Genomic DNA, 9,901 nt, shown 5'->3' with positions numbered 1-9,901 from the left:
GGGTCAGGTCGACGGGGGGCGGGCCGGCGGCGTTCACCGGGCCCATGTGCGCGTAGTACGCGGGAATGTCGTCGAGGCCTGCCAGCAGGTCGGCGACGAAGGTGTCGGCATCCTTGACCAGCGCCTCGTTGCCGGTGCGCTCCTTGCCGATGGTGGACGCGTCGCCCTCGCTCTGTGAGGAGGAGCAGAAGCTGCCGAAGCCGTGTGTGGGCAGGACCGCGGTCTCGTCGGGGAGTTCGGCGGCGAGCCGGTGCGCGGACGCGTGCTGGGCGCGGGCCAGTTCGCCCGTCAGCCGGGGCTCGACCAGATCCGGGCGCCCGACGGTGCCGATGAGCAGCGAACCGCCGGTGAAGGCGGCCACCGGTCGGCCGTCCTCCTCGAGTACGTACGACATGTGGTGCGGGGTGTGGCCGGGCGTGGCCAGTGCGCGCAGCACGAGACCGGTGTCGATCTCCACACGGTCGCCGTCGGCCACCGGGACCCGGTTGTACGACACCTGGGCCTGCGCGGGGACCAGGTACGCCGCTCCGGTCACCTGGGCGAGTTCCAGCCCGCCCGTCACATAGTCGTTGTGCACATGTGTCTCGACCACGTGTGAGAGGCGCACACCCCGCTGTGCGGCCACGGTGATCACGCGGTCGATGTCCCTCGGAGGGTCGACCGCCACGGCGCTGTCCGGACCGCCGGCGAGATAGCTGCGGTTGCCCAGCCCCGCCACCTCGATGGTGTCCACGAAGAACACGGCGGACCACTTCCTTCCCTCGGCTTTCCCTCGGTCGACCCGTACCCCTAGGGGTATAAACGACCGTAGCAGACATACCTGTTGGGGCATTGATCAGCCCAGTTCAGCGGGTTCCCCGCCCGGCGGGATGTGCACATCCGGCACATGCGGCACATGCGGCACGGGCTCGCGCGGAGCGGGGCGGAGCCGAGGGGAGGGAGCTCGGCGGGAGCGGGGAGGACGGGCAGGGACAGGCAGGGCGAGCGGTGGCCGGCCGCGACGGAGAGGCGCGGCTCACCCCGTGGGCGACGGCGCGGTGCCCATGGGCCCGGTCTCCTCGATCGTCCCCCCGAGCTCGGCCCTGGCCTCCTCCATGGCCGACCGCGGATCGGCCGGTCTCCGGCCTTCCGGCTCACCTTCGCCGTCCGGGGAGCCGCCGCACCCGGTCAGCAGCAGGGCGGCGGCCAGGGCCCAGACCGGCAGGGGCGCGGTCGTGGCGGAAGCGCGGAGGGTGCGGAACATCGGAACTCCGGGGACGGACGAGCGGCCTGTCTTTCCCTGGGGTACGGGATCCGGACGGACCGTGTTCAGCGTGCCGCCGGTCCGGCTGTCCGGCCGCGCGGCCGGTCTATCCCTCCTCGCCGGTCTTCGGCCCCGGCTGCGCGGCGGCCGCCGGGTCGAGGATGCGCGTCAGGAAGTTCCTCGTCCGCTCGTGCCGCGGATCGCCCACGACGCGGGCCGCCGGACCCTCCTCGACGATCAGACCCTCGTCCATGAACACCACCCGGTCGGCGACCTCCCGGGCGAAGCTCATCTCGTGGGTGACGACCATCATCGTCATGCCCTCCGCGGCCAGCATCCGCATCACCGCGAGAACATCGCCCACCAGCTCCGGGTCCAGGGCGGAGGTGGGCTCGTCGAAGAGCATCACCTCCGGGTCCATGGCCAGGGCACGGGCGATGGCCACCCGCTGCTGCTGGCCGCCGGAGAGCTGCGCCGGGTAGGCGTCCGCCTTCCCGGACAGCCCCACGCGCTCCAGGTTCTCCCGTGCGACGCGTGCCGCCCGTGCCCGGTCCCGCCGCAGCACCCGGCGCTGCGGCAGGGTGAGGTTCTCGGTCACGGTGAGATGCGGAAAGAGGTTGAACTGCTGGAAGACCATGCCGATCCGGCGGCGCACCGCGTCGATGCCGACGTCGAGGTCCGTGACCTCGGTGCCGCCGACGAAGATTCGGCCCGAGGTGGGATCCTCCAGCAGGTTGACGCAGCGCAGCAGCGTGGACTTGCCGGATCCCGAGGGTCCGATGACGCAGACCACCTCGCCCCTGGCGACGTCCAGGTCGATGCCCCGGAGGACCTTGTTGTCCCCGAAGGACTTGTGGAGCCCCCGTACCTCGATCTCGGCGCGCCCCGCCCCCGGGTCTTCGCGGGTGACGTCGTCCTTGCTCATGCCGGTGTTCACCTGGCCTTCTCGGTACGGGCTTCGAGGCGGCGCACCACGAGGCTCAGGGGCACGGTGACGAGGAGGTAGCACAGCCCGGCGACGAGGATCGGAGTGGAGTTGGCGGTCTGGCTCGCCAGGTCCCTGCCGAACTTGGTCAACTCCCGCTCCTCCAGGGTGACGCCGAGGAACAGCACCAGGGAGGAGTCCTTGAACAGCAGCACCAGTTCGTTGGTGAGCGGCGGGACGACGATCCGGAAGGCCTGCGGGATGATCACGGACATCATGGCGCGGGCGTGCGAGAAGCCGAGCGAGCGCGCGGCCTCCATCTGCCCCTTCGGAACCGCCTGGATTCCGGCCCTGATCGTCTCGGCCATGTAGGCGGCGGCGACCAGCCCGAGAGCGAGCGCCACCTTTCCGTACGTGCCGCCGGGGATCTCGGTGCCAGGGAAGGCCAGTGGCACGGCAACGCCGACGAAGATGAAGATCAGCAGCGCGGGCAGGCCACGGAAGAGCTCGATGTAGACGGTCGCCACCCAGCGGTAGGGGGCGACCGAGGACAGCCGCATCAGGGCGACGACCAGGCCCAGCACCAGACCGAAGAGGAAGCCGGACAGCGTGTACACCACCGTGTTGCGCAGCGCGATGGTGATGATGTCGGGGAACAGCCTCTCGGCGAGGTCCTGCTGGGCGAACTGGTTGCGCAACCGGTTCCAGTCGGCCGTCGTGCCGACGAGGATCAGCACCGCCACGAAGGCGGCGTACTGAATACCCTGCGAGACGCGGCGCCGCTGGCGCCTGCTGAGCCGCGAGGTCACGAGCGGGCCCCGCGGAGCGGGCCGATCCACTTCTCGTAGAGCTTGTCGTACGTACCGTCCGCCCTGGCGTCCTCGATGGCCTTGTCGATGGCCGCGCGCAGCTTGTCGTTGCCCTTCTTCACCGAGAAGCCGTACTGCTCGCCCGTGTCGATGTTCTCGCCGAGGGCGAAGGCGTCGGCGTTGGCCTTGTCCTTGAGCCAGCCCTGCACGACCGGGTAGTCGATGACGACGGCGTCCACCTGGCCTGTGCGCAGCCCGTTGAGCACGGCGTCGGAGCTCTCGAAGGCCACCGGGTCGAAGCCCTGGCCCTTCGAGTAGCTCTCTCCGGTGGTCTCCGCCTGGGCGCCGAGCTTCTTGTTCCCGGACTTGACGTCCGCGAGCCTGTGATTCCGCTCTTGTTCTCCGCCTCCGCCCCAGCGACCGGCCGGGGCCGGTGCGTCTCCGCGGCGGCGGTCCCGGCCGGTTCCCGCGACGTGTCCGGCCGCCGGCCCGGCGCCGTGGCCGCGCCCCGGCGGTGCGGCCACGGCGCGGCCCAGTCGTACGCCTCGGCCGCGGGCCGGAACAGGGAGCTCAGCCGCGGGCGGGATAGCGCTTGGGGAGCTTCAGGCCCCGCTCCGCCATGACCTCGCGCAGCCGGTCGGGATAGTCGGTGATGAGGCCGTCGACTCCGTCGTCGATCAGCTTGTTCATCGTGGCGCGGTCGTCGACCGTCCACGGGACGACCCTGATGCCGGCCCGGTGCGCGGAGCGGACCAGGCTCTTCGTCGTGTACGGGACATAGCCGGGGTCGGTGACGGAGCCGCCCTGCGGGTCGCCGTGCACGGGGGACAGCACGTCCGCCCCGAAGGAGTCCACCGCGGCGACGACATCGCCGTCGAAGTCGTCGATGTCGATCCCGCCGAGCCACGGCGAGGCGCCCGGCAGTCCGGGCTGGAGGAACTGCGCCCCGTTGGTGAGTGCCACGATCGGCAGTTCGGGGGCCACTTGCCGCATCCGCATCAGCGCACCCCAGTCGAAGCTCTGGACCGACACCCTCCGGGCCAGGCCCGACGCGCGCACCTGCCGGGCCACGATCCGCACGAACTCCTCGCGAGACGCCGTCTCATGGGGCGCGCCCGCCTCGACCTTCGTCTCGATGTTGAGCCACACCCCGTGTGCGCCCCGGCGCTTCACAAGGTCGAACACCTCGGTCAGCAGCGGCATCCGCGCCCCTGGGCTGGGCCGCTGCGCGGGGAACTGCGGCAGCGTCCTCGATCCGCAGTCCAGCGTACGTACCTGAGCGAGCGTCAGGTGAGTGACGTACTTTCCGACGTACGGGAACTCCGGGTCGCCGGGGACGACCGGGCCGGTGTCCTGGCACTTGGCACCGGAGACCTTCCGGTCGTGGGTGACGACCGCACGATGGTCCTCGGTGATCTGGACATCGAGCTCCAGGGTGCTCACCCCCACGGCGAGACCGCTGGAGAACGCGTCGAGCGTGCTCTCCACGACAAGCCCGAGGCCGCCCCGGTGGGCCTGGAGGTCGAAACCGCGCGGACCCGCCGGGCGGTGGACCTGGGGGAGCGGGCGGGCGGCTGCCGGCTCCGCCGCCAACAGCGCGGTGGCGCAGCACAACGCGGTCAGCGGGGCGAGCAGCCGGGCGATACGTCTCGGCATACGGGTGCGTGAGGTCATGGGTGTCCCTTTCTGGGAGTCCTCGGGATTTGCTGTTTCTCCTGGCGGGGCAGGGCGGTTCGGCCGTTCACCGGGCACGGTGCCCGGCCGCCCCCGGCATGGCGACAGGCAGGGTCGGACCGAGGGCCGGACCGAGGGTGAGCACACACAGAGGTTGCCGCCCACGAACGCGTCGACACCGTCCTCGTCGAAACGCCACAGCCGCGCCGGGCGCTGCTGGGCGTACACGGCGGCTGCCGTCAGGGCGAGTGGCCCGCGCGCACGGGAGCGCGGCGCGGTACGGGCGAGCACGACGAAGGCGGGAATCAGCCAAACCAGGTGGTGCACCCGGGTGACCGGGCAGGCGGCGTCGCCGGGCTTCGCGGGCTCGGCCGACCGGCCGACGACGCCCTGCCGGGGAGGCGTCCGGGGCCACACGGGCCGCCGGCAGGGTGGCCACCGCCGCCACCGGCACGGCCGCGGCGGGGCACGCCTCCGGCCGGTGAGCAGCAGGAGGCCGATGAAGGGCGCGGGGGTCGGCTCGACCGCCGCCGCCGGCCCGATGCCTGCGCCCGCCCACCTGCTCCACCGTGCGGTCGGCGGGCGGGCGTCGGCAAGGACCGGCGTGAGCGGCAGCAGCTCGACCTGGCCGAAACTGGTGGCCCTTCCGGGCTGCCGGATGTGCCACAGCGCCAGGACGGCGAGCGGGCCGCCGCTCGCGGCGAGGATCAAGTGCACGGCGCTCGGGCGAATCCGCTGGGCAGCACGGCCAGGGCGAGCACACAGCCGGCGGCGGCGACGGCGCGCCGCACCGGTCCGTCCGGCGCGGTGGCGGCGATGAGGAACGGCATCCACACCGCGTACCACGGGCAGAGCGCCGGGCCAAGGGCGGCGACCACCGGTACGGCACCTCCCCGGCGGGAAGTGCCCCCGTCGACGCGCCGCCCGCGGCCGGTGCGGCGGAGCCCGCCGGCCAGGGGAGTCGGCAGCGGCGTACGTCGTCGCGGGCGGAGGGAATGAGGCCGGCACCGGGGCACGGTCGCACCCGGCGGTGGCCGGGAAGCGACCCCGGTGCCGCGAACCGGCAGCCGGGGAGTGTCGCTTGGTTTAAGGTTCATCAGTGGTGTGCGAAAGGCCTTTCAGGGCCGGATTCCGCCGCTGTCGACGCGCGTCCCCGTGCCCTGATCGTCCACCGCCTGACGCGTCCTCCGAGTGACGCCCTCAAGGGGGCGTATGAAAATCTCATATCCCGAGACGGTCATATTCCCGCCAGGATCATGATCGGCTAAGTGTCGCGGTCGTTGAAAACGTGCCAGTGTTCCGCTAGGCGGAAGGAGCTGTGGCATGGAGATCGGCGTTCTCGGGCCGCTCGTGGTACGCATCGACGGCACCTCCGTGGTGCCGAGCGCGGCCAAGCCGCGCCAGATGCTGGCGCTGCTGGCGGTCAACGCGGGCTGGGACGTCAATGTGACGACCCTGACGGAGGAGCTGTGGGACTCAAGTCCCCCCAGCGGACCGGCAGGTGTGGTGCAGACGTACGTCAAGCAGCTGCGCCGGGCCATCGCCGCGGCCCTGGGGCCTGACCACGAGCGTGAGCCGAAAGAGGTGCTGAGCCGCAGCTACGCCGGGTACTCACTGAACATGCCGACGCCCGTCGTGGAGGCCGACGTCTTCCAGCAGCTCACCGGGCGCGGGCTGCGGGCCCTGGCCGGCGGGGACGACGAGGTCGCCTCCAAGCTGCTCGGCGAGGCGCTCGGCATGTGGCGCGGCCCGGTCCTCGCGGACGTGCGCATCGGACCCGCGCTGCGTGCCGAACTGCTCCGGCTGGACGAGGCGCGGCGCTCGGCGCTGGAGGGGCGGATCACCGCCGACCTGCGGCTCGGCAGGCATGCCGAGGTGATCGGTGAACTCCTCGCGCTCACCGCTCGCTTCCCGCTCCAGGAGAACCTGCACGCGCTGCTGATGCTGGCGCTCTACCGGTGCGGACGTTCGTGGCAGGCGCTCGAGATTTTTCGACAGCTACGCGCGTCGACCGTCCAGGAGCTGGGCATTGAGCCTTCCCAGCGCGTTCAGCAACTGCACCGGGCGATCCTGGCCGCCGACCCCCAACTCGACACCCGCGTGCCGAGTTTGGCGGCCTTTTAGCGGTTCCCGGCACTCTGGGGGCCGCGCCGGCCGGGCTCGCCCCACCAGGGATCCGGGCAAACCTCCCGGCCGGGCGGTGGTACGTCACGCGCGGTCCCCGCCCGTCCGGTCGGCTGCCGGGCACCGCCGACGGCGGGCCCGGTCGGCAACTCACCCTGGACGGACCCCGAGGCGGAGCAAGATGACGCGATACCTGTCCCGGAGGCGCCCGGACGACGAACCGGGCCCGGAGACACGGCTGTTCTGCTTTCCGTACGCGGGCGGGGGAGCCTCGGCGTACGGGCGATGGCAGCGCGGCCTCGACGCCCATGACGCCGGAGTACGGGTGATGCCCGTACAACTGCCCGGCCGCGAAGGACGGATCAACGAGCCCAGGTTCACGGACCTGGACGCACTCATCGACGACATGGACGCGCAGCTCGACGAGGAGCTGTCCCGGCCCCACATCTTCTACGGCCACAGCATGGGTGCGCTGATCGCGTATTCACTCGCCCGGCGGCGGCAGCGGCGCGGAGCGAGCCTGCCCCAGGCGCTCGTCCTGAGCGCCTACCGGGCCCCGCACCTGCCGGCCCCCGCGATAGCCGACCCGGACGCCAGCGACGAGGAACTCGTGGCCGGCCTGGCGGCCCTCGGCGGCATCCCGCAGACCCTGCTCGACCACCCCGAGTTCCTCTCCGCGCTGCTTCCGGTGGCCCGCGACGACCTCCGGCTGTGCGCCGGCACCACAAGCGCGCACGCCGAGCCGCTGCGGGTGCCCCTGCACCTGTTCGCCGGACGCGGGGACCGGCTGGTCACCGTGCCCGAGGTGCACTCCTGGCAGCGGCACGCGGGACGCGGCTGCGAAGTGCGGACCATGCCGGGCGGGCACTTCTTCGTCCGGTCGGACGAGGGCGCCTTCCTGCGCGAACTCGCCGCGCTCACGCGGCGTTACGCCACGGAACGGGTCGCGGTGTAACAGGCTGACGCCGCGGCCGCGGAGGCCGGACCGTGAAGTTCTCACGGTCCGGCCCCCGCACATGTCATGCCGTGTTCGTGGCGGCATCCCTGTTCCCGGCTCCCGGTGCACTGACACCGTGGAGCGGGGAAGGGGGCGTTCCGGTGGCCTTCCGGGAACACCGCGCCGCGTTCGGCGTGGTCCCGGCGAACCCGTCCGTCCCCAACGTGCCCATCGTGAAAGGAAACAAGTTCCGTGACACACGACGCCGCGGAAGGCGCCACCAGGAGTTCGGCCTCGCGGCAGGTCCGCGTCGCATGGGGGGTGCTGGCCGTCTTCCTGCTGGTGTGGACGGTCTTCGAGGCGGCCAAGTACGGCGGATGGGTGATCGTCGCGGCGGTGCTCGGCGTCATCGCACCCGACCTGTCGTTCCTGGCCGGTGTCGGTGCCCCGGGCCCGCACCGGCACGGTCAACTGCCCCGCAGGGCCGTTCCCGTCTACAACCTCCTGCACCGGCCCGCCGTACCCTTCGTCGTCATGCTCACCTGCCTGATCCCCGAGAGCCAGGGCCTCGCCGTCTCCCTGTTCACCTTCGGCCTGGCCTGGATGCACCACGTCGCCTCCGACCGGGCCTTCGGCTTCGGCCTGCGCACCCCCGAGGGCTGGCAGCGCTGACACACGGCGACGACGCCGCCGCGACGGTGGCCCGCCCTCCCCGCCCGGGGACGGCGGGCCGCTTCCTTCCCGGGGACGGCGGGCCGTTTCCGTCCCGGAAGCGGGACCGGAGCGGGCCTGCCCAGGCGGCGCTTTGGCTCCGCACAAGCCCTTGCTGCGAGGCTCGTCCGGGTCCCCGACCGCGTGCCCTCGGCCGCCCGGCGGACACCAGGAACCACCGCACACAAGTAACCGCTGAGCACCTGTTGCCGGAGGGAAACCCATGGAAACGACGGACACGGCGCACGCCGGGCCGGAGGCCGGCCGGCCCGTACTGGACTACCCGTTCCACCGCCCCTCGGCCGTCGAAGTGCCGCCCGTCTACGAGGAGTTGCGGGCCAAGTGCCCCGTCGCCCACGTCAGGCTGCCCAGTGGCGACGAGGGCTATGTGGTGACCCGTTACGACGATGTGCGCACCGTCCTCGCGGACGCCAGGTTCAGCCGGGCCGCCACCATCGAGCCCGACGCTCCGCAGCTCACCTCCACGCCTCCCGTACCGGGCAGCCTGTTCACCACGGACGCGCCCCAGCACACCCGGCTGCGCAGGCTCGTCTCGAGGGTGTTCACCGCCCGCCGGGTGCAGAACATGCGGCCGCGGATCCAGGAGCTCACCGACGGCCTCCTGGACGCCATGGAGAAGGCCGACCGGCCCGTCGACCTCAACGAAGCGCTGGCCTTCCCGCTGCCGGTGATGGTGATCTGCGAACTGCTCGGCGTGCCCTTCGAGGACCGCGACAGGTTCCGCGAGTGGTCGGACGCCTTCGTATCGCTGACCTCGCACACCGCCGAGGAGATGGAGACCCAGCGCAACGCGATGATCGGCTACCTCGCCGAACTGGTCAAGCGCAAGCGGGAGGAGCCCACGGACGACCTGATGGGCGCGCTCGTCGCCGCCCACGACGAGGAGGGCAGCCTCAGCGAGTACGAACTGATCGTCATGGCGGCGACCATCCTCGTCGCCGGCCACGAGACCACCGTCAGCATGATCGGCAAGTGTGTCCTGACCCTGCTGCGACACCCGGAGCACATGGCCGCGCTGCGCGAGAAGCCCGAGATGATCGAGCACGCGGTCGAGGAGCTGCTGCGCGTCAACCCGATCGGTGACGGAGGCCCGCTGCGGATCACCCTGGAGGACGTCGAGGTCGGCGGAACCGTGATTCCCAAGGGCAGCGCGGTCCTCGCGGCGGTCTGCTCCGCCAACCAGGACCCCTCGCGCTTCACCGACGCCCTGCCGAACGAGTTCGACCCGACGCGTCCCGAGGCCGTCCACCACGTCGCGTTCGGCCACGGCCCCCACTTCTGCGTCGGCGCGGCGCTGGCCAGGGCCGAGCTGCAGATCGTCATCTCCTCGCTGCTGACCCGCTTCCCCGGGCTGCGGCTCGCGGAGGACGTCGAGGACCTGGAGCTCACGACCGGGATGATGGTGCACGGCCTGACCCGGCTGCCCGTCACCTGGTGATCCTCCCCGCTCGGTGCCG

At 71.8% G+C, this 9,901-nt stretch carries 10 protein-coding genes and 1 pseudogene; 4 read left to right on the top strand and 7 right to left on the bottom strand.

What is annotated here, in order from left to right; translation table 11 throughout:
- The 7 genes and pseudogenes from GUY61_RS29055 to GUY61_RS40620 form a co-directional block, all read right to left on the bottom strand.
- The coding region (locus GUY61_RS29055; protein ID WP_166633230.1) for an MBL fold metallo-hydrolase at window positions 1-742 on the bottom strand (742 nt) is incomplete at its 3' end.
- A 273-nt stretch (window positions 743-1,015) separates the two neighbouring features.
- On the bottom strand, window positions 1,016-1,243 hold the full coding sequence (locus tag GUY61_RS29050; protein ID WP_166633229.1) for a hypothetical protein: 228 nt from the start codon (window positions 1,241-1,243) through the stop codon (window positions 1,016-1,018).
- Window positions 1,244-1,349: 106 nt separating this feature from the next.
- Window positions 1,350-2,168 (bottom strand): amino acid ABC transporter ATP-binding protein, encoded by an 819-nt coding sequence (locus GUY61_RS29045; protein ID WP_166633228.1) that lies wholly within the window; start codon window positions 2,166-2,168, stop codon window positions 1,350-1,352.
- 8 nt (window positions 2,169-2,176) lie between these two features.
- Window positions 2,177-2,977, bottom strand: a complete 801-nt coding sequence (locus GUY61_RS29040) for an amino acid ABC transporter permease (protein WP_166633227.1) — start codon at window positions 2,975-2,977, stop codon at window positions 2,177-2,179.
- A pseudogene (locus GUY61_RS40630) lies at window positions 2,974-3,357 on the bottom strand (transporter substrate-binding domain-containing protein); the annotation flags it as partial. The pseudogene GUY61_RS40630 and the gene GUY61_RS29040, both read right to left, overlap by 4 nt.
- 190 nt (window positions 3,358-3,547) lie before the next feature.
- A complete protein-coding gene (locus GUY61_RS40625; protein ID WP_313896927.1) occupies window positions 3,548-5,368 on the bottom strand; it encodes a glycerophosphodiester phosphodiesterase family protein in 1,821 nt (606 codons plus the stop codon).
- A complete protein-coding gene (locus GUY61_RS40620) occupies window positions 5,359-5,529 on the bottom strand; it encodes a hypothetical protein (protein ID WP_243766831.1) in 171 nt (56 codons plus the stop codon). The genes GUY61_RS40625 and GUY61_RS40620 overlap by 10 nt, the downstream gene beginning before the upstream one ends.
- 445 nt (window positions 5,530-5,974) lie before the next feature.
- On the opposite strand from GUY61_RS40620, the gene GUY61_RS29020 reads away from it, so the two are divergent.
- The 4 genes from GUY61_RS29020 to GUY61_RS29005 all read left to right on the top strand — a co-directional run bounded on the left by GUY61_RS29020 (window position 5,975) and on the right by GUY61_RS29005 (window position 9,882).
- Window positions 5,975-6,775 carry an AfsR/SARP family transcriptional regulator gene (locus GUY61_RS29020; protein ID WP_166633226.1) on the top strand — a complete coding sequence of 267 codons (801 nt, stop codon included), beginning with the start codon at window positions 5,975-5,977 and terminating at the stop codon, window positions 6,773-6,775.
- A gap of 181 nt (window positions 6,776-6,956) precedes the next feature.
- Window positions 6,957-7,730, top strand: a complete 774-nt coding sequence (locus tag GUY61_RS29015) for a thioesterase II family protein (RefSeq protein WP_243766830.1) — start codon at window positions 6,957-6,959, stop codon at window positions 7,728-7,730.
- Window positions 7,731-7,964: 234 nt separating this feature from the next.
- Window positions 7,965-8,384, top strand: coding sequence for a DUF4260 family protein (locus GUY61_RS29010; RefSeq protein WP_166633225.1), 420 nt, complete (start codon window positions 7,965-7,967; stop codon window positions 8,382-8,384).
- A 262-nt stretch (window positions 8,385-8,646) separates the two neighbouring features.
- Complete coding sequence (locus GUY61_RS29005; protein ID WP_166633224.1) at window positions 8,647-9,882, top strand: cytochrome P450; 1,236 nt, start codon at window positions 8,647-8,649, stop codon at window positions 9,880-9,882.
- The last annotated feature ends 19 nt before the right edge of the window (window positions 9,883-9,901 follow it).

The organism is Streptomyces sp. GC420, assembly GCF_009916105.1.
Lineage (GTDB): Bacteria > Actinomycetota > Actinomycetes > Streptomycetales > Streptomycetaceae > Streptomyces.
This window is presented reverse-complemented; position numbering and strand designations above follow the sequence as displayed.